The 24,962-nt window shown below is 65.6% G+C and carries 22 protein-coding genes and 1 riboswitch; of the genes, 12 read left to right on the forward strand and 10 right to left on the reverse strand.

Translation table 11 applies throughout. The annotated features are described in order from the left end of the window. Nucleotides 1-34 precede the first annotated feature (34 nt). On the forward strand, nucleotides 35-1,006 hold the full coding sequence (locus ACN0X6_RS16825; protein WP_417705654.1) for a threonine dehydratase: 972 nt from the start codon (nucleotides 35-37) through the stop codon (nucleotides 1,004-1,006). Nucleotides 1,007-1,110: 104 nt separating this feature from the next. Here the strand turns inward: ACN0X6_RS16825 and amn are convergent, their stop codons facing one another. Then, the gene (gene amn / locus ACN0X6_RS16830) at nucleotides 1,111-2,643 is read right to left on the reverse strand and encodes an AMP nucleosidase (protein WP_178094595.1); all 1,533 of its coding nucleotides are present in this window, start codon (nucleotides 2,641-2,643) and stop codon (nucleotides 1,111-1,113) included. A 65-nt stretch (nucleotides 2,644-2,708) separates the two neighbouring features. On the opposite strand from amn, the gene ACN0X6_RS16835 reads away from it, so the two are divergent. Next, nucleotides 2,709-3,437, forward strand: a complete 729-nt coding sequence (locus ACN0X6_RS16835; protein ID WP_417705656.1) for a hypothetical protein — start codon at nucleotides 2,709-2,711, stop codon at nucleotides 3,435-3,437. Between the two features lie 145 nt (nucleotides 3,438-3,582). Here ACN0X6_RS16835 and ACN0X6_RS16840 read toward each other — a convergent pair whose 3' ends face one another. The 8 genes from ACN0X6_RS16840 to ACN0X6_RS16875 form a co-directional block, all read right to left on the reverse strand. After that, nucleotides 3,583-4,263 carry an energy-coupling factor ABC transporter permease gene (locus ACN0X6_RS16840; protein WP_417705658.1) on the reverse strand — a complete coding sequence of 227 codons (681 nt, stop codon included), beginning with the start codon at nucleotides 4,261-4,263 and terminating at the stop codon, nucleotides 3,583-3,585. A gap of 52 nt (nucleotides 4,264-4,315) precedes the next feature. Continuing rightward, a riboswitch (cobalamin riboswitch) is annotated at nucleotides 4,316-4,519 on the reverse strand. A gap of 52 nt (nucleotides 4,520-4,571) precedes the next feature. Next, nucleotides 4,572-6,221 carry an acyl-CoA dehydrogenase family protein gene (locus ACN0X6_RS16845; protein ID WP_417705660.1) on the reverse strand — a complete coding sequence of 550 codons (1,650 nt, stop codon included), beginning with the start codon at nucleotides 6,219-6,221 and terminating at the stop codon, nucleotides 4,572-4,574. Continuing rightward, on the reverse strand, nucleotides 6,218-6,859 hold the full coding sequence (locus tag ACN0X6_RS16850; RefSeq protein WP_417705662.1) for a TetR/AcrR family transcriptional regulator: 642 nt from the start codon (nucleotides 6,857-6,859) through the stop codon (nucleotides 6,218-6,220). Before ACN0X6_RS16850 ends, ACN0X6_RS16845 begins: the two co-directional genes overlap by 4 nt. 225 nt (nucleotides 6,860-7,084) lie before the next feature. Beyond that, a complete protein-coding gene (locus ACN0X6_RS16855) occupies nucleotides 7,085-9,493 on the reverse strand; it encodes a 7TM diverse intracellular signaling domain-containing protein (protein WP_417705664.1) in 2,409 nt (802 codons plus the stop codon). A 91-nt stretch (nucleotides 9,494-9,584) separates the two neighbouring features. Further along, complete coding sequence (locus tag ACN0X6_RS16860) at nucleotides 9,585-10,475, reverse strand: ABC transporter substrate-binding protein (protein WP_417705666.1); 891 nt, start codon at nucleotides 10,473-10,475, stop codon at nucleotides 9,585-9,587. Continuing rightward, the gene (gene fhuB, locus ACN0X6_RS16865; RefSeq protein ID WP_417705668.1) at nucleotides 10,472-12,448 is read right to left on the reverse strand and encodes a Fe(3+)-hydroxamate ABC transporter permease FhuB; all 1,977 of its coding nucleotides are present in this window, start codon (nucleotides 12,446-12,448) and stop codon (nucleotides 10,472-10,474) included. The genes ACN0X6_RS16860 and fhuB overlap by 4 nt, the downstream gene beginning before the upstream one ends. A gap of 2 nt (nucleotides 12,449-12,450) precedes the next feature. Then, nucleotides 12,451-13,218 (reverse strand): ABC transporter ATP-binding protein, encoded by a 768-nt coding sequence (locus ACN0X6_RS16870; protein ID WP_417705670.1) that lies wholly within the window; start codon nucleotides 13,216-13,218, stop codon nucleotides 12,451-12,453. A gap of 194 nt (nucleotides 13,219-13,412) precedes the next feature. Next, the gene (locus tag ACN0X6_RS16875) at nucleotides 13,413-14,573 is read right to left on the reverse strand and encodes an MFS transporter (RefSeq protein WP_417705672.1); all 1,161 of its coding nucleotides are present in this window, start codon (nucleotides 14,571-14,573) and stop codon (nucleotides 13,413-13,415) included. A 143-nt stretch (nucleotides 14,574-14,716) separates the two neighbouring features. Between ACN0X6_RS16875 and ACN0X6_RS16880 the strand changes: the two genes are divergently transcribed. The 5 genes from ACN0X6_RS16880 to ACN0X6_RS16900 all read left to right on the forward strand — a co-directional run bounded on the left by ACN0X6_RS16880 (nucleotide 14,717) and on the right by ACN0X6_RS16900 (nucleotide 18,738). Further along, nucleotides 14,717-15,514: a hydroxymethylpyrimidine/phosphomethylpyrimidine kinase gene (locus ACN0X6_RS16880; RefSeq protein ID WP_417705674.1), complete on the forward strand. Its 798-nt coding sequence runs from the start codon at nucleotides 14,717-14,719 to the stop codon at nucleotides 15,512-15,514. After that, complete coding sequence (thiE, locus tag ACN0X6_RS16885; RefSeq protein WP_417705676.1) at nucleotides 15,511-16,140, forward strand: thiamine phosphate synthase; 630 nt, start codon at nucleotides 15,511-15,513, stop codon at nucleotides 16,138-16,140. Before ACN0X6_RS16880 ends, thiE begins: the two co-directional genes overlap by 4 nt. 22 nt (nucleotides 16,141-16,162) lie before the next feature. Then, entirely contained in the window at nucleotides 16,163-17,452 is a 1,290-nt protein-coding gene (hemL, locus tag ACN0X6_RS16890; RefSeq protein ID WP_417705678.1) for a glutamate-1-semialdehyde 2,1-aminomutase, read from the forward strand. Continuing rightward, entirely contained in the window at nucleotides 17,452-18,084 is a 633-nt protein-coding gene (locus ACN0X6_RS16895; protein ID WP_417705680.1) for a DUF6962 family protein, read from the forward strand. Before hemL ends, ACN0X6_RS16895 begins: the two co-directional genes overlap by 1 nt. Before the next feature lie 105 nt (nucleotides 18,085-18,189). After that, nucleotides 18,190-18,738: a tetratricopeptide repeat protein gene (locus ACN0X6_RS16900; RefSeq protein ID WP_160017128.1), complete on the forward strand. Its 549-nt coding sequence runs from the start codon at nucleotides 18,190-18,192 to the stop codon at nucleotides 18,736-18,738. A gap of 108 nt (nucleotides 18,739-18,846) precedes the next feature. Here ACN0X6_RS16900 and ACN0X6_RS16905 read toward each other — a convergent pair whose 3' ends face one another. Continuing rightward, on the reverse strand, nucleotides 18,847-19,170 hold the full coding sequence (locus ACN0X6_RS16905) for a DUF1820 family protein (protein WP_013717157.1): 324 nt from the start codon (nucleotides 19,168-19,170) through the stop codon (nucleotides 18,847-18,849). A 189-nt stretch (nucleotides 19,171-19,359) separates the two neighbouring features. Between ACN0X6_RS16905 and miaB the strand changes: the two genes are divergently transcribed. The 5 genes from miaB to lnt all read left to right on the forward strand — a co-directional run bounded on the left by miaB (nucleotide 19,360) and on the right by lnt (nucleotide 24,821). Further along, entirely contained in the window at nucleotides 19,360-20,703 is a 1,344-nt protein-coding gene (gene miaB, locus ACN0X6_RS16910) for a tRNA (N6-isopentenyl adenosine(37)-C2)-methylthiotransferase MiaB (protein ID WP_417705683.1), read from the forward strand. Nucleotides 20,704-20,790: 87 nt separating this feature from the next. Further along, nucleotides 20,791-21,783: a PhoH family protein gene (locus ACN0X6_RS16915; protein ID WP_417705695.1), complete on the forward strand. Its 993-nt coding sequence runs from the start codon at nucleotides 20,791-20,793 to the stop codon at nucleotides 21,781-21,783. After that, nucleotides 21,776-22,255 carry an rRNA maturation RNase YbeY gene (gene ybeY / locus ACN0X6_RS16920; RefSeq protein ID WP_417705685.1) on the forward strand — a complete coding sequence of 160 codons (480 nt, stop codon included), beginning with the start codon at nucleotides 21,776-21,778 and terminating at the stop codon, nucleotides 22,253-22,255. The genes ACN0X6_RS16915 and ybeY overlap by 8 nt, the downstream gene beginning before the upstream one ends. A gap of 6 nt (nucleotides 22,256-22,261) precedes the next feature. After that, nucleotides 22,262-23,101, forward strand: a complete 840-nt coding sequence (locus ACN0X6_RS16925; RefSeq protein WP_072424410.1) for an HlyC/CorC family transporter — start codon at nucleotides 22,262-22,264, stop codon at nucleotides 23,099-23,101. Between the two features lie 196 nt (nucleotides 23,102-23,297). Next, nucleotides 23,298-24,821 carry an apolipoprotein N-acyltransferase gene (gene lnt / locus ACN0X6_RS16930; RefSeq protein ID WP_417705687.1) on the forward strand — a complete coding sequence of 508 codons (1,524 nt, stop codon included), beginning with the start codon at nucleotides 23,298-23,300 and terminating at the stop codon, nucleotides 24,819-24,821. The last annotated feature ends 141 nt before the right edge of the window (nucleotides 24,822-24,962 follow it).

Below are 24,962 nucleotides of genomic sequence, written 5' to 3' on the forward strand. Positions count from 1 at the left end.
AGCATCCGGGTCAACACCACTCGGAGTGCCCGTCATGTTCGACCTTGCCCAACTGCGCCAGAGCGCTGAACTGGTTCACCGCCACATGGCGTCCACACCGCAACTGGCCTGGCCACTGCTGGCCCAGCGCCTGGGTTGCGAGGTCTGGGTCAAGCACGAGAACCACGCGCCCACCGCCGCCTTCAAGGTGCGCGGCGGGCTGGTCTATATCGACGCCCTGCTGCGCCGCGAGCCGCAGGTGCGCGGGCTGGTCACCGCCACCCGTGGCAACCACGGCCAGAGCCTGGCGCTGGCTGCGCGCGCGGCCGGTCTGGCGATCCGCATCCTGGTGCCGCATGGCAACGCCCGCGAGAAGAACGCGGCAATGCGCGCTCTCGGTGCCGAGGTGATCGAGCATGGTCGCGATTTCGACGAAGCCCGCGCCGAGGCCGCGCGCCTGGCCGAACGCGACGACCTGCACTGGGTGCCTTCATTGCATGAGGACCTGGTGCGTGGCGTGGCCACTTATGCACTGGAACTGCTGGAGGCGGTGCCGAACCTGCGCCGGGTGTACGTGCCCATCGGCCTCGGCTCGGGCATCTGCGCGATGATCCGCACCCGCGACCTGCTTGGCCTCGACACCGAGATCGTCGGCGTGGTCGCCAGCGGCGCCGACGCCTATGCGCAGAGCTTCGAGCAGGGCTGCCTGGTGCAGACCGACCGCGCCGACACCCTGGCCGACGGCATGGCCTGCCGCCAGCCGCAGCAACTGGCGCTGGACATGATCCGCGCCGGCGCCGCGCGCATCGTGCGGGTCGGCGACGAGGAAATCCGCACCGCCATCCGCACTTATCACGAGGACACCCACAACCTCGCCGAAGGCGCCGGCGCCGCTGCTCTCGCCGCCCTGATGCAGGAGCGCGAGCTCAATGCCGGCCAGCGCGTGGCCGTGGTGCTCAGCGGCGCCAACATCGACCGCGCGGCGCTGGCAGAACTGCTGCGTGACGAGGCGCCGGTCGCGGCCTGAGTTCCCCCGACCAACGGTGGCTGAATGGCGTAGGGTGCGCTGTGCACACCGCTGACAAACAGATGCCTGAGCGCGACAGCAGCCTGCTGGCCGCGCTCAAGCCTTCAGCGGAACGGCGGCTCGTCGAAACTGCGCAGCTTGCGCGAGTGCAGCGAGTTGAGCTGGCTGCGCATCAGCTCCAGCGCCGCGATACCGATATGCAGGTGCTGGGTCACGGCGCGTTCGTAGAAGGCGCCAGCCGCGCCGGGCAGCTTGATCTCGCTGTGCAGGGGTTTGTCCGACACGCACAGCAACGTGCCGTAAGGCACCCGCAGGCGATAGCCTTGCGCGGCGATGGTGCCGCTTTCCATGTCCACCGCCACGGCGCGCGACAGGTTGATCAACGGCCGCTCCTGGGCCCAGCGCAGTTCCCAGTTGCGGTCGTCGTAGGTCAGCACGGTGCCGGTGCGCAAGCGCTTCTTCAGCTCGTCGCCCTGCTCGCCGGTCACCAGCTTGGCGGCTTCCTGTAGCGCCTGCTGTACCTCGGCCAACGCCGGCAGCGGGATATGCGGCGGCAGCACGCGGTCGAGAATGCCGTCGCGGCGCATGTAGGCGTGGGCCAGCACGTAGTCGCCGATGGTCTGCGACTGACGCAGGCCGCCGCAGTGGCCGATCATCAGCCAGCAATGCGGGCGCAGCACGGCCAGGTGGTCGGTGATGTTCTTGGCGTTGGATGGGCCAACACCGATGTTGACCAGGGTGATGCCGTGACCGTCTTCGGCCTGCAGGTGGTAGGCCGGCATCTGGTAGCGGTGCCAGACCACATTCTCGATGATCGCCTGCATCTCGCCTTCGGCCATGCCGCGCTCGATCACCACATTGCCCGGCAACACCATGCGGGTGAAGCGCGAGTCGCCCACCAGCATGTCCAGGCCGTGGCGGATGAACTGGTCGACGTAGCGGTGGTAGTTGGTCAGCAGGATCCATGGCTGCACGTGGCGCCAGTCGCTACCGGTGTAGTGCTGGATGCGCTTGAGGGAGAAGTCGGTGCGCGCCGCGTCGAACAGCGCCAGCGGCAGCGGGTCGATGTTCTCCCAGTCGTACAGACCATCGGCGGTGCCGTCGGTGGCGGCGGACAGGTCGGTGCTGGGGAATACCCGTGCCAGTTCTGCGGCGGTCACGCCACTGCCAGCCAGCTCATCGCCACCCTCGACCACGTAGGGGTAGGGAATGTTCTGCTGGCTGCGGCCGACTTCCACACGCAGGGTGAAGTCGTTCATCAGCGGGCTCAGCTGCTCCAGCAGGTATTTGCGGAAGGCCGCCGGCTGGGTCACGGTGATTGCATAGGTGCCCGGCACCTGCACCTTGGCGTAGGCGCGCACGGTGGTCGGCACCTCGCCCTGGCACAGGTAGGTCAGGCGCAACTCGGGATAACGGAACAGGCAGTGCTCGCTGGCATCGGGGCGGATGCGCTCCTTGAGGTAACGCTTGAGCGCCTGGCTCAACGCACCGGTGGCTTCCTGGTGCAAGGCGGCGAGACGGTCGACCGCCTCTTCGGGGGTGTGGGCAATGATGAAATCATCTGAGCAGGCTTTCACAGTGCATCTTCCTGACTGAACGTACGCCCCTATCTTGCCTGCATACGGTGACGAAAACATAGCGCGATCCCCCGCCTGTCGCTGCCAACGGCTAGGCTTGGATAAATTCGTCAGAGGTCACCGCAATGCCTCGTGCAATCGCTCTGCTGCTGGCCATCGCCTCATGCTCAAGCATTCAGGCCGGTGAACTCGACGGTCATTACCGAGCAACCCTCGACGGCCAGCCGAGCGAACTGATCCTGCGTCAGAGCGGCGCCGTGGTGGAAGGCGAGTACGTGGAGAGCCAGCGCCTGCGTCTGATCGTCAAAGGCCGCTACGACGGCAAGCTGCTGCGTGCCGAAATCAGCGACCCGCAGACCGGACTGCTACTGGCCAACATGAACGCCACCTATGCCAATGCCATGCTCAACACCAGCATCGCCGCACGCGATCCACGCAACGGCGAAGTGCTGGAGCGCCAGGCTCTGTTTCAGCGCGAAGCGGCAGCAACAGCGGCGACACCGTCCGCTGCCGGCGCTCGGGACCCGGCGCTTGTCGGCACCTGGGTACACGAGAAGATCATCAACAGCGGTGGCGCCGACTTCGCCTCGTTCAACACCCTGATGACCCTGCAACTGAACGCCGATGGCAGCGTCACCCAGTGGACTCGTTCGGTCGGTGGCGGCAGCGACTGGAATTACGACAGCCCCGGCGAGGTGCAGTACAGCGGCCACTGGCGCAGCCAGGACGGCATGCTGATGGTGCGCCTGACAGGCGCCGCCGACTATCGCCCCGCCGCCTATTACCGCTTCAGCGACCCGTACCTGGTCACCGAAAGCAATACCGGCAAGATGATCTGGCAGCGCCGCCATTAGCGCGAAAGTCGCGCAGCGACGCCTTCCTTAGTGTTCTTCTCCCTCCGGGAGAAGGTGGCGCGAAGCGCCGGATGAGGGCAGGCAGGCAGCACAGGCTTTCATCATCCAGGACGCTTCTTGCCGCATGACCGTCAGATCGACGGACTCAGGCCGGCTGGTGCAGACGCACGTTGAACAGCGGCCCCTGACTGAAACGCGACAGCGCCTTGGCAGCGGCCAGCACGCCCAGGTCGATCAGCGGCTCGATCAGGATCACGCTCATGTAGGCCAGGCCGAAGCTGCCCACGGCCGCCAGGTTTTCGCTGGAGAAACCGTGGCCGTAGAAGGCCCAGAACGCTACCCAGGCGACGATGCCGCCCTGATAAGCGGTCGAAAGCGCCAGCGCCTGCTTGTAGGAAAGGTCGACGTAGGCGGTGCCCGGCGCGACGATGCGCTTGGCCAGCAGGCTGATGCCCCACAGTGGGATCAACAGCGTGGTGACGTTCATGCCGTACTGCGGCAGGTCGAACTGGGCGAACAGCAGCCCCTGCAGCAGCAGACCTGCCGCCAGGCCGATGGCCGCAGCACCGGCACCGAACAGCAGGAGCAGGGTCGAACCGAGGATCAGGTGCACCTCGGAAACACCCACCGCATGATGCGGGAACACCTCGAAGAAACAGAACACCAGGGCGCTGGTCAGCAGGCCGCGGAGCGCCAGCGCGGCGACACCACCGTTGTTGCGTACGCTGTCCAGAGCGAGTTTGGCGGTCAGGCCGAAGGCAGTGACGGCCGTTGCGTGGCTGAGCAGGATCTTGGCGCCTTCGACGACGTCCGGTTCGATATGCATGCGAGTTCCTTTGCCGCGCCCACCGCGCGACGATTCGGATGAGGGAGTGGGCGAAACGCCCGTTGTCGATGGCAGGTCTCCTGGCTCACGGCTTGGCACTTCGCCCGCCTTCCCGACCGAAGTCAGTGGCATCAGGGCATCGTTCGCCGCTTACAGTTGCGGGGGCAGCCAGGGCATTGGCGAGATTCGCCGCACCCTGTTCCCTTTTCATCCGCGCCACAGGCGTGCACGCAGAACCATCGGCCGCAAGACTACTCGCCTGCCCGGCCAAAAAACAGCGCGCCGGGCAATCCACCCTCGGCCCTCGCTCAGACCAGGTGGGGCGTGCTGCGCGCCAGCAGCGCCTCGACGTCGACACCGCGCGGCAGGGTACCGTAGACGCGGCCGCGGCCTTCCAGGCGGCTGGCGATGAAGGCATCGGAGACGGTGGCATTGCCCGCCTCCAGCAGCAGCTTGGCCTGCAACGCGACGGCCATGTCTTCGGTGAGCTGGCGGGCGCGGTACTGGATGTCGGAGGTATCGGCAAAATCGGCCTTCAGCCGCTGGATATGCGCCTTCAGGCGAACATCACCGTGGCCATCACCCAGCTCGGCGAACAACGCGTCGAGCACGCCGGGCTCCTTGGACAAGGCGCGCAGCACGTCCAGGCATTGCACGTTGCCCGAGCCTTCCCAGATCGAGTTGACCGGCGCTTCACGATACAGGCGCGGCATGATGGTGTCCTCGACGTAGCCCGCGCCGCCCATGCATTCACTGGCCTCATAGATCATTTCCGGCGCGCGCTTGCAGATCCAGTACTTGCCCACCGCAGTGACCAGGCGGGCGAACTTGTCTTCCTGCGCGTCATGCGGGTTATCGAGCGCACGGCCCATGCGCATGCACAGCGCCAGCGCGGCTTCGCTCTCCAGCGCCAGGTCGGCCAGCACGTTCTGCATCAGCGGCTGGTCGGCGAGCAGCTTGCCGCCGACCTGGCGGTGTGCGCAGTGGTGCGCGGCCTGGGTCAGCGCCTGGCGCATCAGGCTGCTGGAGCCGACCATGCAATCGAAGCGGGTCATGGCCACCATCTCGATGATGGTCGGCACGCCACGTCCTTCCTCGCCGAGCATCCAGGCGAAGGCACCGCGATATTCCACCTCGCTGGAGGCGTTGGCCCAGTTGCCCAGCTTGTTCTTCAGGCGCTGGATGTAGAACGCGTTGCGCGTGCCATCCGGCCGGTGACGCGGCAGCAGGAAGCACGACAGACCCTTGTCGGTGTACGCCAGGGTGAGAAAGGCGTCGCACATCGGCGCCGAGCAGAACCATTTGTGCCCCACCAGTTCATAGCCCTGTCCCGGCCCGCCAAGACCGATGGGATAGGCCCGCGTGGTATTCGCGCGCACATCGGTGCCGCCCTGCTTCTCGGTCATGGCCATGCCGATGGTGACGCCGGCCTTCTGCTCCATCGGCAGGTTGCGCGGGTCGTACTGACTGGCGAGGATCTTCGGCAGCCATTGCTCGGCCACGTTGGGCTGCAGGCGAATGGCCGGCACGGCGGCGAAGGTCATGGTCAGCGGGCAGCCGCTGGCCGCTTCGGCCTGGCTGTGCATGTAGGTCAGCCCGGCGCGGGCGACATGAGCGCCGGCGCGCGGATCTGTCCAGGGCAGCGACGGCAGGCCGTGCTCCACCGCCGTGCGCATCAGTTCGTGGTAGGCCGGGTGAAACTCCACCAGATCGATACGGTTGCCGTAGCGGTCGTGGCTCTTGAACACCGGTTTGTTCTCGTTGGCGAGAAAGCCGGCCTGCATCAGGGCACCGCCTGCCAGGGCGCCATAAGCGCTCAAGCGTTCATCCGCCCAGGCGCCGTCGTAGCGGCGAATCCACTCCTGCAACGGCAGGTCGAGGCGATAGAGATTGGCGCCGTCCAGGCTTGGCACCTGGTTGAACACCTCGTGGGTTTCGGCATGCAGACTGGGTTTCATCGCGTGGACTCCTCGGCGCCGACGGCGCGCAGGCAGAAGGTGGCAAGGGCGGCGCTGACCTGCGCCAGCTCCAGAGTGGGTTGGCCCGCTTCGCGAGCGGCGCGAGCAGGTGGCGACAGCGGCCCGACCAGCGCTTCGGCAATGGCGCCGACCAGGCAGGCCGCCATCAGGCCGATCGGCTCGATTCGAAACTCGCCGGCAGCGGCGCCCTCCTCCAGCAGGTCACTGAACAGTTCGGCGTAGGCTTCGCGATAGAGCAGGCGCTGCTCGTCGACTTCGGGGTCGACCGGCTCGGCGATCAGCGCAAAGGCCAGGCGGCGGCTATGCCAGGCGCGGGCAGCGAACTGCTCGAGGCCGAGGCGCAGGCGCTCACTGGGTCGGCCCGGCCCGCGCAAGGCGGCGGCCAGGGCATCCACCTCACGCTGACTGGCGCTGGCGAAGACTTCGGCGGCCAGTTCACCCTTGCTGCGAAAGTGGCGATACAGGCTGCCGGTGGCGATGCCGACATCGTCGGCCAGCGCCTGCATGGTCAGCGCGGCGAAACCGCCCTCGGCAACGCGCAGCAAGGCGCAGTCGAGAATGCGCTGGCGCTGTGCCTGATCGCGGTCGAGTCGAGCTTCGCTGGTGCGGTAAGCCATGGTCTGAATCCTGATTCATCTGCGTTCAGTGAATCAGGATTCAGACCATGGCTAAAGGGACGATACGGCCAAATCTGCCGCCGAACCGGGAATGAGGTGGCCGTGCAAAGCGGCACGTGCAGGAGTCTGCTGGCTGGCGGGTCTCGATCACACCGGAGCAAAGCATCGCCGGCAAGCCAGCGCCTACAGGGCGGAGCGGCTCCATCACGCCCGACGAAGAAGTCGTCAGGCCGGAGCGGCGCCACCGGAAACCGTCGCCGGGCGGCACAGCACCCAGTCATGCAGCAGCACGCGCAACTCGTCGAACTTCACCGGCTTGGCCAGGTAATCGCTCATGCCCGCCGCCAGGCAGCGTTCGCGATCACCGCTGTGGCTGTGCGCGGTGATCGCCAGCACCGGCAGCTCCGCGCAGCCCGGCAGCGCGCGCAATGCGCGGCAGGTGGCAAAACCGTCCATCACCGGCATCTGGCAGTCGAGCAGCACCGCATCGACCGTCTCGCCGCGCAGCAACTCCAGCGCCTCGGCACCGTTGTCGGCGGTGCGCACGCGGTAGCCGAGCTTGAGCAACATGCCGCGGGTCACCAGCTGGTTGATCGCATTGTCCTCGACGATCAGTACCGTGCATTGCTGTGCCTGGCGCTGCAGCGCGCCACCCCGCGGCCGTGCCGGGCGTACATCGCTGGCCTGTGGTTGCAGCGGCAGAGTCAGCGGCACGTCGAGGCGAAAACGACTGCCCTGCCCCGACTGAGACTCGTGACTGAGGCTGCCACCCAGCAGATCGACCAGTTGCCGACAGATCGCCAGGCCAATGCCCAACCCGCCGTACTTGCGGGTCATTGAACCGTCGAGCTGGTGAAAACGCTGATACAGATCGCCCTCATGGGCGAAGCCGATACCACTGTCGCTGACCACCACAGTCAGTGGCAGGTTGCTGCCCACGCTGCCGGCACGGCCGACCTGCAGGGCCACACCGCCCTCGCTGGTGAACTTGATGGCGTTGTCCAGCAGATACCCCAGCGCCTGCGCCAGCTTGGTCGCGTCCCCTTCCAGGGTATCGGGCAGGTTGTCGTCCAACTCCAGGGCGAACGTCAGCCCCTTGTCTTCGGCACGCGCCGCATACTGGGCACGCAGGCCATCGAACAGCCCGCGCAGGCTGAACGTTTCACGTCGCGGATAGAGTTTGCCGGCCTGCAGCTCGGTGAGCGCGAGGATGTCGTTGACCATGCGCATCATGTCGCGCGCGGATGCGGCTGCGGTCTTCTGGTACTGCTCCAGCTCGATGTCCATCTTCACCGTCTGCATCAGCTCCAGTGAGCCGATCACCCCGTTCATCGGCGTACGCAGTTCATGGGTGACGGTGGCGAGGAATTCGTCCTTGAAGCGGTTGCTGTCGGCCAGTTCCTGGTTCAGCGTTTCGAGCTTGCGCCCGGCCTCCTGGAGAATGCGCGTACGCTCTTCCTTCATTGCATTGATGCGGTCGGCCAGTGCCAGCGACAGCAGGCCCACCTCCAGCGCCGAGCCGATCTGGCTGGCGTACATGCTGAGAAAAACGTTGGGCAGGTAGCCCAGCACCATCAGCGTGTTGACCAGGCCGCCGACGAGAAAGGCGGTCCAGGCGAAGATGAAGTAGCGCGCCACGCGCATGCCGCGCAGCCAGGCCAGTACCCCGGCGGCGAAGATCACCACGGTGAACAGCAGCGCAAGGTAGGTGGCCAGGCGCAACGCGGTCGCATAGCTGACGCTCAGCGCCAGGATCATCACCACGGCACCACAGGCCATGAGCAGCAACAACAGGCGGTCGACCCAGGGACTGTGCTCGGAGGTGTGCAGGAAGCTACGAGCGAACTGGCAGCCGAACAAGGCGGCCGAACCGATCAGGAAGGGGGTCGCGGCGTTGGCCCACCAGGGACGGTTGGGCCAGAAATACTCGATGCCGGCACCGTTGACCGAAACCTGATACAGGCCGAACGAGGCGATGTAGAGAATGTAATAAAGGTAGCTGGTGTCGCGCACGCTGAGGAAGATGAACAGGTTGTAGACCAGCATCACCAGCAACACACCGTAGATGATGCCGAGCACGTAGATACGCGCGGGCTGCTCTTCCAGGTAGGCATTGGGCGCCCACAGGGTCAGCGGCGCCTGGATCGAACCCTGGCTTTCCAGGCGCAGATAAATGCGCTTTTCCTGGTTCGGCTCGAGGTTCAATTCAAAGAGGTAGTTGTTCTGCCGGATCTGCCGGCTGTCGAAGGGCAAGGCATCACCGGTACGTTGAGCCAAGGCGAAGCCGCCCGCTTCGCTCGGCAGATACAGCTCCAGATGATCGAGCGGCGGGTAGGCCAGCTCCAGCAACCAGTTGCGCGGGCCCGTCGCCTGCTGCGGCAGATAGTGCAGATCCAGTCGCAGCCAGAACACCGAACGCGAATAGCCGGCATTGAGCACGGGCTTGTCATGCAGGCGGAAACTGCCTTGCACGGCCGGCGAGGCAACATCGTCGATGCTGGCGTCGCCACGTACGTCCTCGAACACGTACATGCTCTGCCCCAGCGGCAGTGCACGCGTCTGTTCGTCGAAGGTAACGGCGCCCACGAGCGAGGGAAAAACGAAGCTCACGATGAGCAGGAGCAGCCGGTACATACGACTCCAGAACCCTGTCGAACGGCGCCCAGGCCCCCATTAGCCCATCAGATGGCACCGTCACGCACGGCAGACTTATATTCGAATCGCCCTACTCTAGGGACTGTTGGGGCGCTTTTCCAGATTCAGACGGTAGTTTAAGCAGCGCGTCAGCCATGGCTTCGGCCAGATACTGCAGGGAAAACACGCCGCCATAGGTCCAGGTCGAAGGCATCGCGGCGAAGCGCTGCTCGCGCACGAAGGGCATCGCCTGCCACAGTGGCGAGGCGAACAACTGCGCCTCCTGAGCGAAGGGTTCGATATGCAGCACGACGCCTTTTTCGATGCGACCGAGTGCGGTGATCGGTACCTGAGTGATGCCCCAGGGGCTCGGTGCCAGGTCCATGGCCGGCTGCAGGCCGAGCAGCGCCAGCGCATGCTGCGGCATGGAGTTGGGGCCATTGATGAAGGCGGCCGTCGGCGACGAGAAGCGAATCACCGTGACCGCCGGCAAACGCTCCCGGTAATGGGCCCGTAGCCGCTCACGCAACTGCGCCAGTTCGGCGTCCATCGCCTGCAGGCGTTGCTCGGCCAGCGCCTCGCGTCCCAGCGAGCGCGCCAGATCGAGAAACGCCTCGCGCTGCACCTGCTGATTGTCATGCTCCTGGCTGAAACCCTGATACACCTGCACCGGTGCGATACGTTCGAGCAACGGACGAATGTCTTCCAGCAACGGCGCAATGACGATCAGGTCGGGCTGCAACTCGGCCAGCAACTCGAGGTTGGGCTCCAGACGCGAGCCGGCCGACGGCACGCCTTCAGGCAGCGTCGGCCGCACCACCCAGGCGCGATAGTCATCAGCATCGGCCACGGTCAGCGGCGTCACGTCGAGCATCAGCAGGTGCTCGGTGGCCTCCCAGCTCAGCGCCGCCACCCGTGGTGCCTCGCCGGCCCATACCGGAGTCAGCCACAGCAGCAGCGCACCGAGCAGCCAACGGCTCATGTCAGCCGCCCGCGAATCAGCAGGAAGACGAAGTAACCGCCACATAACACCGAGGCAACGATGCCCACCGGAATCTGCAGCGGGAAGATCAGGGTGCGGCCGACCCAGTCCGCCAGCAGCATCAGCACCGCGCCCAACGAGGCCGCCAGCAGCAGTTGCGGCATCACCCGACGCGCGCCAAGCATCACCGCGATATGCGGGGCCAAGAGCCCCAGGAACGCCACCGGCCCGAGCAGACTGGTGACCAGCGCACACAGCAGTGCCACCAGCACCAGCAGCGCCAGCCGTAAGCGCGGCACGTTCAGGCCACGGCTGGCGGCTACTCCGTCGCCGATGCCGATCAGCGTCAGCGCGCGCTGAAACAGCAGCGCCAGGGCGCCAAACAGCAGCACGCCAAATGTCAGCCACAACGCCTGCGCGGGTGTGGCGCGATAGGTGGAGCCGGCCAGCCAGCCGAGCAACGCGAACGAGTCCCCGGTCCCCTTGGCCAACACGAACTGCAAGGCAGCGTTGAGCAGCGCGCCAAGGGAAATCCCCAACAGCGCCATCAACGCCGGTGAGTAGTGATGGCGCCGCCCCAGCAGCATCAATACCGCCAGCACCGCCAGGCTACCGACGAAGGCCGCCAGCGGTGCGACCGCGCCGAACACCGCGCCACCGAAGGCGATCAGCGCCAGCATCACCGCCAAGGTGGCACCCGCAGAAAGACCGAGGATATCCGGGCTGGCCAGCGGGTTACGCAGCAGGCGCTGCAGCAGCAGACCGGAAATCGCCAAACCGGCGCCAGCTGCAGCTGCGGTGAGCACACGCGGCCAGCGTAGCGACCAGACCAGCGCCGACGGCCACTGCAGACGCCAGCCGTCGACACCGCGCGCCAGCCCCAGCGCAACGCTCAACGCCAGCAGGGCGAGGGCCGCCACCCACAGCGCACTGCGCCAGCTGAAACGCTCGGCGCCGCGCGGCAACTGCAGGCCACGCGGGTCTTCCGCCGCCAGGTGTCGCCGCGCCAGCCACAACAGCACCGGCGCACCGATCAACGCTGCTGCGGCGCCACTGGGCACCAACTGACCGCTGACTCGATTGGCCAGCAGCGCCAGGGTGTCAGTGCCGAGCAGCAGCAAGGCGCCAAGCAGCGCGCTGTAGAAAAGCTCGTCACGCGCCGTGCGGGCGCCGAGCATCTTCGCCATGTTCGGTGTGAGCAGGCCGATGAAACCGATGAGGCCGACCGCCGTGATCGACACCGCGCACAGCCACAGCGCCGCCAGAAACAGCACCAGCATCACCGGCCACAGCGCCAGGCCACGGGCCTGTGCGGCATCACTGCCGAGCTGCAGCAGGCTCAACGGGCGCGGCGCGAGGATCAGCAGCGGCACCGCCAGCAACAGCTTGGGCCACAGCCACTGCACCCAATGCCAGTCGATCTGCGCCAGATCACCCGCGCCCCAGACGAACAAGCCCTGGGTGTACTGGTTGTTGATCAGCACCAGCCCGGCGGCCAACGCACCGAGCAGCAGGTTCATGGCCATGCCGCCCAGCACCAGCGGCAGCCCGCCGATGCCGCTGCGCCCGGCAATCAGCAGCACCAGGCAGACCGCTGCCAGCGCGCCGACCAGCGCCGCCCACTGCCCGTGATTGGCGGCGAAGGCCGGCACCAGCAAGGTGGCCAGGACCAGCCCGAGCCAGGCCCCGGACGAGGCGCCGATGGTCATGGGCGACACCAGGCGATTCTGCGTGATCTGCTGCAGCAGGCTGCCGGACAAACCCAGTGCAGCGCCCGTCAGCAGCGCCATGCTCAGCCTGGGCAGCGCTGACAATTGCAGTTGGAGAAACGCGAAGCCGTGCTCGGCAGAATCAAGCATCGCCCAGAGTTCGAACGGATCAAGATCGGCCGCCAGCCACAGATGCAGCAAGGCCAGGGGCAGCAGCGCGAGCAGCGTCAGAAGGTGGCGGGACGGCGCCGAAACAGCCGTCATGCTCAGGCCACCACGGCGATCTTGCGGGCGCTGCCGGGCTGCTCGATCAGTTCGATATCGATGTCGTAGAGCTGGCTGAGCAACGCTCCACTGAGCAGCTCGTCCGGGCTGCCGTCGAAGAAGATCCGCCCCTGCTTGAGGGCGATCACCCGGTCGGCATGCCGCGCGGTGAGGTTGATGTCGTGGAGGATGGCGACGATGCCACGCCCGCTGTCGCGATTGAGCTGGCGCAGCAGGCCCATCAACTCGTACTGGTGGGCCAGGTCCAGCGCCGAGGTCGGCTCGTCGAGCAAAAGCAGCGGCGATTGCTGGGCCAGCAGCATGGCGATCCAGGCGCGCTGGCGCTCGCCGCCGGAGAGGCTGTCGGCCAGTTGATCGGCGTAGTGGGCGACATCGGTCTGGGCCAGCGCCTGGTCGACGGCCGTGTGATCCTCGGTACGCCAGCGACCGAGCAACCCACGCCAGGGAAAGCGCCCCAGGCGCACCAGTTCACGCACGGTCAGGCCGGCGACATCGGGCAGATGCTGCGGCAGAAAGGCCACGCGCCGGGCAAAGTCACGGGCGGAAAAACCGGCCAGGGCACGCCCGTCCAGCTGCAGCGAACCTCGGGTCGGCTGCAGCTGCCGCGCCAGCAGGTTCATCAGCGTCGACTTGCCCGAGCCGTTGTGGCCGAGGATCACGGTGAAGCGATCACCGTCCAGATGCAGTTCGTCCAGCGCCAGCGTCAGCCGCTCGCCGCGGCGTACTTCGATATCACGCAGGTTCAGCATGCCTGGGCCAGCTCCCTGGGCAGGCCAATCGGTTCCCGGCGCTGGCCGGAATGCCCGGGCAGGCTACGGAAAATGACATCGAGCAGGTGGTGGAGGTCTTGCATCACGGCGAACCCGGACGACGGCGGCAGTGCGGAGGGCGAATTTAATCATCGATACGCACCTGCATCAAATTATCATTCGCCACTCAAGACTCAGGCCGGCCCGGGCTTGCGCACCAGCAACGGGAACAGCGCGGCGGTCAGCAGCAGGCCGACCGCACCGACCCAGAACGGCATGGCCTGGCCGTAATGGCTGACCAGCAGCCCCGCGCCATAGGCCGAGCCCATGTTACCCAGGCACTGAAAGATGTTGATCTTGCTGAAGTCCACGGCGTAGTGCTCTGGCGAACTGAGCTCGAACAGCAAGGCATCGAGGCGCACGGTGACCTGATACAGCGCCCAGCCAAACAGCACGCGGCCGAGCAGAATCAGCCACTGATCGCCGAACCCCTGGATGAAGGTGGCCGCCGCGCCCAGCAGCAAACCGGCAAGAATGCCATCGCGGGTGTTGCCCTGTTTCGTCGCGCGGCGCCCCCACCACAGCGCCAGCACCGCCACGGCGCCGGGCAGCGCATAGACGAAGCCGGCCGCCATCTCGCTGTTCCAGTGCGCCACCTGTTGCCAATAGACGGCAAAGAACGGACGCGTGACGTAACCGACGAAATAGAACAGCAGCATCACCAGGCACAGACGGTAGATCGCCGGCAGGCTGCGCGACTCGTTCTTCACCGGCGCCTCGTCGCTCGCCGGCTGCTCACCCGGTGCCGGCAGGTAGCCGCGCACCAGATGCATGCAGATGGCCATCTGGATGAAGTCGCCGGCGGCCATCACCAGGAACACGTCGCCGATGTTCATGATCTGCAGAATCAGGCCACCCAGCGCGGCACCGAGAATCGCGCCGAAGTGCACCACCACCGACAGCGTGCCGATGGTCTGGGTGTGGCTGTCCTGTTGCTGCAGGCTCATCACGTAGGGGTACATCAGCAGGTAGCTGCCCTTGAACACCACCATCAGCAGCGACACCACCCAGAACAGCGGCAGCGAATCGATGAAATAGCAGGCAGCGGTCAGGCTGCCGGCCATCAGCTGCGCGCTGATCAGGATGCGCACCGGGTGCACGCGCTTGGCCAGCCGCGCCCAGAGCGGGAACACCGCCATCACCACCAGGCTGACCACCGCCAGATAGAGGCCGACATGCTGCTCCGGCGGATTGTCGAAACGCTCGGCGAAATACTGCGGATAAAAAGGAATGATCAGGTTATCGGTGATCACCGCCAGGGCGGTCATCATGATCAGGCAGGTACGCAGCGTCATTGGGGATAATCGGGCAAGGCGGCAGGGCCGCGCATGATGCCATTTCCAGACCGGCTAAGGCCAATACGCACGAGAATCAGAAAGGCTAGCAACCGGCATGGCATGCAGCGACTGACGACCTGTTAGTGATAAGCTCGCGCACCATGAAAACGCCAAACTCCCGCCCCGTAGTGCTCTGCATGTCCGGTCACGACCCCAGCGGTGGTGCCGGCCTGCAGGCCGATATCGAAGCCCTGCTGGCTCAAGGTTGCCACGCCGCCCCGACGGTGACCGCCCTGACCGTGCAGGATACTGTCAACGTCTCCGACTTCCGCGTGCTCGACCGCGACTGGGTGCTGGCCCAGGCCCGCGCGGTGATCGCCGACATGCCGGTGGCCGCCGTCAAGCTGGGCATGCTTGGCTCGGTGGACATGATCGATACCGTACTCGAGGTGATGAGCCAGTTGCCGGACGTACCGCTGGTCTGCGACCCGGTGCTGCGCGCAGGCGGCGGTGGCTCGCTGGGCAAGGACGACGTCGGCTACGCCATGCGCGAACGGCTGTTCGCCGTGTCCACCATCGCCACACCGAACCTGCCGGAAGCGCGCATCCTCGCCGAACTGCCGCAAGGCAGCGCCGACGAGTGCGCCGAGAAGCTGCTGCCGTTCATCGAGCACCTGCTGATCACCGGCGGCCATGGCGACGAAGCCGAAGTGCACAACCGCCTGTACTGCCGCGACGGCAGCCGTCATACCTTCACCTGCGCGCGCCTGCCGGGCAGCTACCACGGTTCCGGCTGCACCCTGGCCAGCACCCTGGCCGGCCGCCTGGCGCTGGGCGAGGAACTGGTCAGCGCCGTGAAGAGCGCGCTGGATTACACCTGGCGCACCCTGCGTGACGCCGAACAACCCGGCCACGGCCAGTACGTGCCGCGCCGCCTGCCGCTGGACTTCGCCCAATGACTGCGGCGCTGCGCGGCCTTTACGCCATCACCGACACCCCACTGCTGGCCGGCGGCAAGCTGCTGCCCTACGCCGAAGCGGCGCTGGTCGGCGGCGCACGTCTGCTGCAATACCGCGACAAGTCGGGCGACGCCGCACGCCGCTTCGACGAAGCCCAGGCCCTGGCCGAACTGTGCCAGCGCCACGGCGCCATACTGATCATCAATGACGACCTGGAGCTGGCGGCCCGCCTGGGCGTCGGCCTGCACCTGGGCCAGAGCGACGGCTCGCTGGCCACCGCCCGCGCCCGCCTCGGCGCGGATGTCGTGATCGGCGGCACCTGCCATGCCCAGCTGGAGCTGGCCGAGCGCGCCGCCAGCGAAGGCGTCAGTTACATCGCCTTCGGCCGCTTCTTCAATTCCAACACCAAACCCGGCGCTCCGGCTGCCACCATGGAGCTGCTGGACGAGGCGCGTGCGCGTTTTGCCCAGCCCATCGTCGCCATCGGCGGCGTGACCCTGGGCACCGCGCCCGGCCTGATCGCCCGTGGCGCCAGCATGGTCGCCGTGATCCACGCCCTGTTCGCTGCGGACTCCGCCACCGAGGTGGAAGACCGCGCCCGCGCCTTTGCCGCGCTGTTCGTCTGATTCGTTTCCAGAGAGACCTGCCATGTCCCGTTCCGAAATCCTCTTCGCCAATGCCCAGAAACACATCCCCGGCGGCGTCAACTCGCCGGTGCGCGCCTTCCGCAGCGTCGGCGGCACACCGCTGTTCTTCAAGCACGCCGAAGGCGCCTATGTCGTGGACGAAGACGACAAGCGCTACGTCGATTACGTCGGCTCCTGGGGCCCGATGATCCTCGGCCACAGCCACCCGGACGTGCTCGACTCGGTGCGTCGCCAGCTGCAGCACGGCCTGTCCTACGGCGCGCCGACCGCGCTGGAAACCGAGATGGCCGAGCTGGTGTGCAGCCTGGTGCCGTCGATGGAGATGGTGCGCATGGTCAGTTCCGGCACCGAGGCGACCATGAGCGCCATCCGCCTGGCCCGTGGCTATACCGGCCGCGACAGCATCATCAAGTTCGAGGGCTGCTACCACGGTCACTCCGACAGCCTGCTGGTCAAGGCCGGCTCCGGCGCACTGACCCAGGGCGTGCCGAACTCCGCGGGCGTGCCGGCGGCTTTCGCCAAGCACACCCTGACCCTGCCGTTCAACGACATCGACGCCGTGGCCGAGTGCCTGGCGCAGGTGGGCCAGGAAGTCGCGTGCATCATCGTCGAGCCCGTGGCCGGCAACATGAACTGCGTGCCGCCGGCGCCGGGCTTCCTCGAAGGCCTGCGCGAGCAGTGCGACAAGCACGGCGTGGTACTGATCTTCGACGAAGTGATGACCGGTTTCCGTGTCGCCCTCGGCGGCGCCCAGGCGCATTACGGCATCACCCCGGACCTGACCACCTTCGGCAAGATCATCGGCGGCGGCATGCCGGTGGGCTGTTTCGGCGGCAAGCGCGCGATCATGGAATGCATCGCCCCGCTCGGCCCGGTCTACCAGGCCGGCACCCTGTCGGGCAACCCGCTGGCCATGGCCGCCGGCCTGACCACGCTGAAGCTGATCAGCCGTCCGGGCTTCCACACCGAGCTGACCGACTACACCTCGCGCATGCTCACCGGCCTGCAGGAGCGCGCCGATGCCGCCGGCATTCCCTTCGTCACCACCCAGGCAGGTGCCATGTTCGGCCTGTACTTCAGCGGCGCCGACGACATCGTCACCTTCGCCGACGTGATGGCCAGCGACAGCGCACGCTTCAACCGTTTCTTCCACCTGATGCTGGACGGCGGCGTATACCTGGCCCCGAGCGCCTTCGAAGCGGGCTTCACCTCCATTGCCCACGGCGACAAGGAACTGGAAATCACCTTCGCTGCCGCCGAGCGCGCCTTCGCCGAGCTGAAAAAAGCCTGATGCAATACAGCACTGCCTTCAGCGATGCGTTACTGGCACTGGCCTGCGCCGCCTGCGTCTGGATTATCGGTCGGGCACGCGGGCGCTACGGCGAGGGCGACCAGCCGGCGCTGTTCTGCGCCCTGCTCGGCTTCCTGTTGCCGGCCGCAGCGGCCAGCGTCGGGGTGATTCGCTACGGTTTCGATCCAAGCTGGCAGCCTGCGCACCTGTGGCTCTCCCAGGCCAGCAGCTTTCTCGGCCTGCCACTGCTGGGCGCTGCTGCATTGGCGCTGGGCCGTGGCTGGGCCTGGAGCCGGCCGAACTGGGGGCGCATCCTGCTCGGGCTGTGCGCCTTCTTCGAGCTGTTCCGCCAGCTTGGCTACCTGGAGGACTACCGCCTGGCGCTGAACCTGGCCACGCTGGTACTGATCCTCTATGCCGGCGCAGTCCAATGGCCACGCCGCGCGCCAGTGATCAGTGCAGCCGTGGTGGTGAGCCTGTTCCTGCTGGCCGGCCTGGCAGTCGGCACCGAAGGCGTGATCGGGCCACTGCGCCGCATCGACCTGTTCCACGTGCTGCTGGCGCCGGCTTATCCGCTGCTGGCCTGGCTGCTGCTGAGCCTGCCGGGAAGTGCGAAACGACAGACCGGGTAAAGCCTTTGTAACAAGCCCGCGGTTATTCCATAATGCGACGGTCGGCACGTTCTGCGCCGACCGGGCACGTCACCCGACCTGAACTGCCGAGGTCCCGTTATCCAGATGAACCGCACCGGCCGCACCCTGTCACTGGGCTGCCTGTTGCTTTTCCTCCCGCTGTTTGCGTTTGCAGGCGGCAATTCCCTGCTGATCCCCGCCAGCGGCAGCTGCGCGCTGAACGCCTCCCCCGAAGAAATGCCCGATGCCCTGGCAAGCTGCCAGGAAATGGCACGCACCGGCAACATGCAGGCCGCTTATGAGCTGGGTGAGTACTATTACGACGGCAAACGCACCCCACGCGATCTCAAGCAGGCCCTGACCTGGTTCGAACGCGCCTCACTGCAGGGTCATGCAGAAGCCCAGCTGCGCCTGGGCACCATGTTCTTCCGTGGCGAAGGCGTACCTGCCAACAACGTGCAGGCCTACATCGTCTTGAAGATGGCATCGGTCAATGGCTCGGACGAAGCCATGGACAGCGCTGATCTGGTATCGGCGCAGATGCGCCGCGATGAACTGGAAATCGCCAGCCAGGTGCTGGGACAGATTTTCCGCAGCTACCTGCTCGAGCTGCAGACCGCCGAAGGCCGTTCGCCCTTCGCGCCGCTGCCCTGACCCCGCTTGGTGGGCCGGGCGGCGTTCCGCTTCAGCCCACCAAGTGGCATCGCAATAAAGCTGGTGGGCTGAAGCCCATCCTACCTAGCTATAGCCTGGGGCTTGTGCTTACTTGTCCGGCATCGGCATGGGGAACGGCATCACATTGCCGCCGCCCTTGGCCTCGCTGATCTTCGCCGTGCCCAGGCGCTCTACCTCGTCGATGCGAATGATCGCGTGCATCGGCACGAAGCTGCGTACCACTCCCTCGAACTGCGCCTTGAGCTTCTCCTCGCTGGGGTCGACCACCAGTTGGCTGCGCTCGCCGAAGACGAACTCCTCAACCTCCAGGAAGCCCCACAGATCGCTCTGATAGATCTGCTTGGCGTACATCTCGTACACCTGGCCCTGGTTGAGGAAAATCACCTTGTAGATGGGATCGCGCTTGCTCATGAAGACTCGGAGTGAGGAAAAACGGGGGCGCGCAGGATAGCACAGCGCCGCATGCGTAGCCCGGATGCAATCCGGGGCGGACGACGCAAGGCCTCGGATTGCATCCGGGCCACGGGAACTGAGCGGTAGCATCCCCTTTGGCACAGGCCTATAATGCGCGGTCATTTTTTAACCACCTCAGACAGTGCCATGACCAAGAAGCTCTATATCGAAACCCACGGTTGCCAGATGAACGAGTACGACAGCTCGCGCATGGTCGACCTGCTGGGCGAGCATCAGGCCCTGGAGGTCACGGAAAAACCCGAAGACGCCGACGTGATCCTGCTCAATACCTGCTCGATCCGTGAGAAAGCGCAGGACAAGGTGTTCTCCCAGCTCGGCCGCTGGCGCGAGCTGAAGCAGGCCAACCCGGACCTGGTGATCGGCGTCGGCGGCTGCGTGGCCAGCCAGGAAGGCGCGGCGATCCGCGATCGCGCGCCCTATGTCGACGTGGTGTTCGGCCCGCAGACCCTGCACCGCCTGCCGGAGATGATCGACGCCGCGCGCCTGACCAAGACCGCGCAGGTCGACATCAGCTTCCCCGAGATCGAGAAATTCGACCGCCTGCCCGAACCGCGCGTCGACGGCCCCAGCGCCTTCGTTTCGGTGATGGAAGGCTGCAGCAAGTACTGCACCTTCTGCGTGGTGCCCTATACCCGTGGCGAGGAAGTCAGCCGACCGCTGGTCGACGTGCTGATGGAAATCACCTCCCTCACCGAGAAAGGCGTGAAGGAAATCACCCTGCTCGGGCAGAACGTCAATGGTTACCGTGGCGAAACGCCGGACGGCCGTATCGCGGACTTCGCCGAACTACTGCATGCCGTGGCGGCGCTCGACGGCATCGAGCGCATCCGCTACACCACCAGCCACCCGCTGGAGTTCTCCGACGCGATCATCCAGGCCCACGCCGAGATCCCGCAGTTGGTGAAATACCTGCATCTGCCGGTGCAGTCCGGCTCCGACCGTATCCTCGCGGCGATGAAGCGCAACCACACCGCCCTGGAATACAAGTCGCGCATCCGCAAGCTGCGCGCTGCCGTGCCGGACATCCTGATCAGCTCGGACTTCATCGTCGGCTTCCCCGGCGAGACCGAGAAGGACTTCGAGCAGACCATGAAGCTGATCGAGGACGTCGGTTTCGACTTCTCCTTCTCCTTCATCTACAGCTCGCGCCCCGGCACACCGGCCGCCGACCTGGTCGACGACACCCCGGACGAGGTGAAGAAACAGCGCCTGGCCCTGCTGCAGCACCGCATCAACCAGAACGGCTTCGAGAACAGCCGACGCATGGTCGGCACGGTGCAACGCATCCTGGTCAGCGACTACTCGAAGAAAGACCCGGGCATGCTCCAGGGCCGCACCGAGCAGAACCGCATCGTCAATTTCCGTTGCGACAATCCGCGCCTGATCGGCCAGTTCGTCGACGTGCACATCGACGACGCCCTGCCCCACTCCCTGCGCGGCACCCTGCTCGATGCCAGCACCCTCAACTAAAGCCGTAATTGCCCACACTTTGCGTTGTGGGCGACCGGCGTTATGCTGCCTTTCCATACCCAGACAAGTGACGATCACACCATCACCTTGAACGCCTCTCTAGAACCTCATCGTTTCACCCTCGAACCTTTCGAGGCCCGCCGTTTCGCCAATCTCTGCGGCCAGTTCGACGAGCATCTGCGCCTGATCGAAGAGCGCCTCGGCCTGGAAATCCGCAACCGTGGCAACCAGTTCGAGATGCTCGGCGCCGTCGAAAAGACCCAGGCCGCCGAAACCCTGCTGCGCAAGCTGTACCGCGAAACCAAAGCCACCGAGCTGTCGCCCGACCTGGTGCACCTGTACCTGCAGGAATCCGGCGTCGAGGAACTGGTCACCCCCAGCAACCTGCCGCAGGTCACCCTGCGCACCAAGAAGGGCGTGATCAAGCCACGCGGCGCCAACCAGCAGCGCTACGTCAAGGCGATCCTCGACAACGACATCAACTTCGGCATCGGCCCAGCCGGTACCGGCAAGACCTACCTGGCCGTAGCCTGCGCGGTGGACGCCCTGGAGCGTGAACAGGTGCGACGCATCCTGCTGGTGCGCCCGGCGGTCGAGGCCGGCGAGAAGCTCGGTTTCCTGCCCGGCGACCTGGCGCAGAAGATCGACCCTTACCTGCGCCCGCTGTACGACGCGCTGTACGAGATGCTCGGTTTCGAATACGTGGCCAAGCTGATCGAAAAGCAGGTGATCGAGATCGCGCCACTGGCCTACATGCGCGGCCGCACCCTTAACAACAGCTTCATCATTCTCGACGAGAGTCAGAACACCACCGTCGAGCAGATGAAGATGTTCCTCACCCGTATCGGTTTCGGCTCCACCGCCGTGATCACCGGCGACATCACCCAGGTCGACCTGCCGCGCGGCACCAAGAGCGGCCTGGCGCACGTCATCGAGGTACTGCGTGACGTGCCCGGCATCAGCTTCACCCACTTCAAGCCCAAGGACGTAGTGCGTCACCCGCTGGTGCAGCGCATCGTCGAAGCCTACGAGCGCCACGACGCGCGCCTGCACGGCAAGGCCGACAGCCACGATGCTTGAACTCGACCTGCAACTGGCCACTGACGGCCAGCACCCGGACGAAGCACAGCTGCGCCGCTGGTGCGAACTGGCCCTGCGCCAGCGCACGGCCGATTCCGAGTTGACCATCCGCCTGGTCGACGAGGCCGAGGGCCGCGAGCTGAACCACACGTGGCGGCACAGGGACTACGCCACCAACGTACTGTCCTTCCCGGCCGAGATTCCCGATGGAATCCTCGACATTCCGCTGCTGGGCGACCTGGTGATCTGCGTGCCGGTGGTCGAGCGCGAGGCCGCCGAGCAAGGCAAGACGCCCGAGGCGCACTGGGCACACCTGGTGATCCACGGCTGCCTGCACCTGCTGGGCTATGACCACATCGAGGAAGACGAAGCCCTCGAGATGGAAGAACTGGAACGACAATTGCTCGCCGAACTGGGTCATCCCGACCCGTATGCGGACGACGAACCCCCTCCTGACAAGGACCCCGAGTAAAACGCCATGAGCGAAGACCGATCGAGCAACGAGCAGAAGTCCTGGTTCAACAAGCTGACCCAGGCTTTTGCTCATGAGCCGAGAAACCGCCAGGAACTGCTGGAAGTCCTGCGCGAAGCCCACCAGAACAAGCTGCTCGACAGCGAAGCACTGGCCATCGTCGAAGGCGCCATTCAGGTCGCCGACCTGCAGGTACGCGACATCATGGTGCCGCGCTCGCAGATGATCAGCATCAAGGCCAGCCAGACGCCACGCGAGTTCCTGCCCGCCATCATCGACGCGGCGCACTCGCGCTACCCGGTGATCGGCGAGAGCCTCGACGACGTCATCGGCATTCTCCTGGCCAAGGATCTGCTGCCGCTGATCCTGCAGGGTGAACAACCCAACTTCAACATCAAGGACCTGCTGCGCCCGGCCACCTTCGTGCCCGAGTCCAAGCGCCTGAACGTGCTGCTGCGCGAGTTCCGCGCCAACCACAACCACATGGCCGTGGTCATCGACGAATACGGCGGTGTTGCCGGCCTGGTGACCATCGAGGACGTACTCGAGCAGATCGTCGGCGACATCGAAGACGAGCACGATGTCGAGGAAGACGGCTACATCAAGCCGCTGCCCTCCGGCGACTACCTGATCAAGGCGCTGACGCCCATCGACAGCTTCAACGAAACCTTCGACAGCCAGTTCTCCGACGACGAGTACGACACCGTCGGTGGCCTGGTGATGAGTGCCTTTGGCCACCTGCCCAAGCGCAACGAAGTCACCGAGATCGGCGAGTTCCGCTTCCGCGTGCTCAATGCCGACAGCCGGCGCATCCACCTGCTGCGCCTGACCCCAGTCAGCCGCTGACGGCGGGTATCCGGGCCAGGGAAGCACTGAAAAAGCCGTCATGCCCGCAACGGCGGGCATCCAGAACCAGCGGATCACCTGGGCTCCCGCCTTCGCGGGAGTGACGATAAGTGGCTTTTTCAGAACATCCCTACCACTTGCCGCCCGCCACTGCCTGCCCCTACCCTTGTGCCACCCCGATTCCAAGGATCTGCTCATGTTGCAATGGATCACTCGCCCGGGCTGGCCCGGCCACCTGCTCGCCTGCGGCGCTGGCGCCCTGACCACCCTGGCGCTCGCGCCTTTCGATCTCTGGCCATTGGCCGTGCTGTCCATTGCCCTGTTGTATTTCGGCCTGCGCCATCTGCGCCCCGGCCAGGCAGCGCTGCGCGGCTGGAGCTATGGCTTCGGGCTGTTCGCCGCCGGTACCAGCTGGGTCTATGTCAGCATCCACGACTACGGCGCCGCATCACCGGCACTGGCCGGCATTCTCACCCTGGGTTTCGTCGCCGGCCTGGGCCTGTTGTTCGCCCTGACTGGCGCCCTCTGGGCGCGCTGGATACGCCGCAACGAAGCACCACTGGCGGACGCGCTGGCGTTCGCCGCGCTGTGGGTCGCACAGGAAGTGTTTCGCGGTTGGTTCCTCACCGGTTTTCCCTGGCTCTATGCCGGCTACAGCCAGCTCGACGGCCCGCTGAGCGGCCTGGTACCGGTCGGCGGCGTGTGGCTTTCGTCCTTCGTCATCGCCCTGTCGGCAGCGCTGATCATCAATCTGGAGCGCCTGCGCAAGCACAAACCCCGCTACGTCTGCGCCCTGCTCCTGTTGCTTAGTCCCTGGATCGCCGGCCTGGCGCTTAAGGATCACCACTGGACCCGCGCCGCAGGCAACAGCCTTACGGTTGCCGCCGTGCAGGGTAACGTCGAGCAGAACCTGAAGTGGGACCCGGCCCACCTCAACGCGCAGCTGGCGCTGTATCGCGACCTCAGTTTCAGCACCGAGCGGGTCGACATTCTGGTCTGGCCGGAAACGGCGATCCCGGTGCTCAAGGACATGGCCCAGGGCTATATCGGCGTGATGGATCGCTTCGCCCGTGATCGTAACAGTGCACTGATCAGCGGCGTGCCGGTGCGCCAGTCCAACGAGCGTGGCGAGCTGCGTTATTACAATGCGATCACCAGCTTTGGTGAAGGCCAGGGCACCTACCTCAAGCAGAAGCTGGTGCCATTCGGCGAATACGTCCCTCTGCAGGAAGTGCTGCGCGGCTTGATCGCCTTCTTCGACCTGCCGATGTCCGACTTCGCCCGTGGCCCGGCCGACCAGCCACCGCTGCTGGCCAAGGGGCATCGCATCGCGCCCTTTATCTGCTATGAAGTGGTCTACCCGGAGTTCGCCGCAGCACTGGCAGCGGACAGCGAGATCCTCCTCACGGTGAGCAACGACACCTGGTTCGGCACCTCCATCGGCCCGCTGCAGCACCTGCAGATGGCGCAGATGCGCGCACTGGAGGCCGGACGCTGGATGATCCGCGCCACCAACAACGGCATGACCGTGGTAATCGACCCGCAAGGACGCATCCAGTTCGGCTTGCCGCAGTTCGAACAAGGCGTGCTCTACGGCGAAGTGCTGCCCATGCAGGGGCTCACGCCCTATCTGCAATGGCGCATCTGGCCGCTGGCAATTCTCTGCGCCCTGTTGCTGGGCTGGGCGCTGCTGGCCAACCGCATGGCCAAGACGCTTTAAGATGGTGTAGATCCTATGTTCGGCCGCAAGCCTGTTGTCCGATCCTATTGCGATCAAAGGGTATTCCGGAACGCCAGACGGCGAAGGCAATTCGCAGGAGCTTGCGGGCAATGATGCAGTTCACGGCTGTCTTGCTTAGCC

Origin of the sequence: Pseudomonas sp., assembly GCF_048269965.1 — a bacterium.
Lineage (GTDB): Bacteria > Pseudomonadota > Gammaproteobacteria > Pseudomonadales > Pseudomonadaceae > Aquipseudomonas.

Coding starts and splice junctions, on each gene's coding strand:
- ACN0X6_RS16825 (WP_417705654.1), top strand. CDS start 35: ATGTTCGACCTTGCCCAACTGCGCCAGAGCGCTGAACTGGTTCACCGC.
- amn (WP_178094595.1), bottom strand. CDS start 2,643: ATGTTTTCGTCACCGTATGCAGGCAAGATAGGGGCGTACGTTCAGTCA.
- ACN0X6_RS16835 (WP_417705656.1), top strand. CDS start 2,709: ATGCCTCGTGCAATCGCTCTGCTGCTGGCCATCGCCTCATGCTCAAGC.
- ACN0X6_RS16840 (WP_417705658.1), bottom strand. CDS start 4,263: ATGCATATCGAACCGGACGTCGTCGAAGGCGCCAAGATCCTGCTCAGC.
- ACN0X6_RS16845 (WP_417705660.1), bottom strand. CDS start 6,221: ATGAAACCCAGTCTGCATGCCGAAACCCACGAGGTGTTCAACCAGGTG.
- ACN0X6_RS16850 (WP_417705662.1), bottom strand. CDS start 6,859: ATGGCTTACCGCACCAGCGAAGCTCGACTCGACCGCGATCAGGCACAG.
- ACN0X6_RS16855 (WP_417705664.1), bottom strand. CDS start 9,493: ATGTACCGGCTGCTCCTGCTCATCGTGAGCTTCGTTTTTCCCTCGCTC.
- ACN0X6_RS16860 (WP_417705666.1), bottom strand. CDS start 10,475: ATGAGCCGTTGGCTGCTCGGTGCGCTGCTGCTGTGGCTGACTCCGGTA.
- fhuB (WP_417705668.1), bottom strand. CDS start 12,448: ATGACGGCTGTTTCGGCGCCGTCCCGCCACCTTCTGACGCTGCTCGCG.
- ACN0X6_RS16870 (WP_417705670.1), bottom strand. CDS start 13,218: ATGCTGAACCTGCGTGATATCGAAGTACGCCGCGGCGAGCGGCTGACG.
- ACN0X6_RS16875 (WP_417705672.1), bottom strand. CDS start 14,573: ATGACGCTGCGTACCTGCCTGATCATGATGACCGCCCTGGCGGTGATC.
- ACN0X6_RS16880 (WP_417705674.1), top strand. CDS start 14,717: ATGAAAACGCCAAACTCCCGCCCCGTAGTGCTCTGCATGTCCGGTCAC.
- thiE (WP_417705676.1), top strand. CDS start 15,511: ATGACTGCGGCGCTGCGCGGCCTTTACGCCATCACCGACACCCCACTG.
- hemL (WP_417705678.1), top strand. CDS start 16,163: ATGTCCCGTTCCGAAATCCTCTTCGCCAATGCCCAGAAACACATCCCC.
- ACN0X6_RS16895 (WP_417705680.1), top strand. CDS start 17,452: ATGCAATACAGCACTGCCTTCAGCGATGCGTTACTGGCACTGGCCTGC.
- ACN0X6_RS16900 (WP_160017128.1), top strand. CDS start 18,190: ATGAACCGCACCGGCCGCACCCTGTCACTGGGCTGCCTGTTGCTTTTC.
- ACN0X6_RS16905 (WP_013717157.1), bottom strand. CDS start 19,170: ATGAGCAAGCGCGATCCCATCTACAAGGTGATTTTCCTCAACCAGGGC.
- miaB (WP_417705683.1), top strand. CDS start 19,360: ATGACCAAGAAGCTCTATATCGAAACCCACGGTTGCCAGATGAACGAG.
- ybeY (WP_417705685.1), top strand. CDS start 21,776: ATGCTTGAACTCGACCTGCAACTGGCCACTGACGGCCAGCACCCGGAC.
- ACN0X6_RS16925 (WP_072424410.1), top strand. CDS start 22,262: ATGAGCGAAGACCGATCGAGCAACGAGCAGAAGTCCTGGTTCAACAAG.
- lnt (WP_417705687.1), top strand. CDS start 23,298: ATGTTGCAATGGATCACTCGCCCGGGCTGGCCCGGCCACCTGCTCGCC.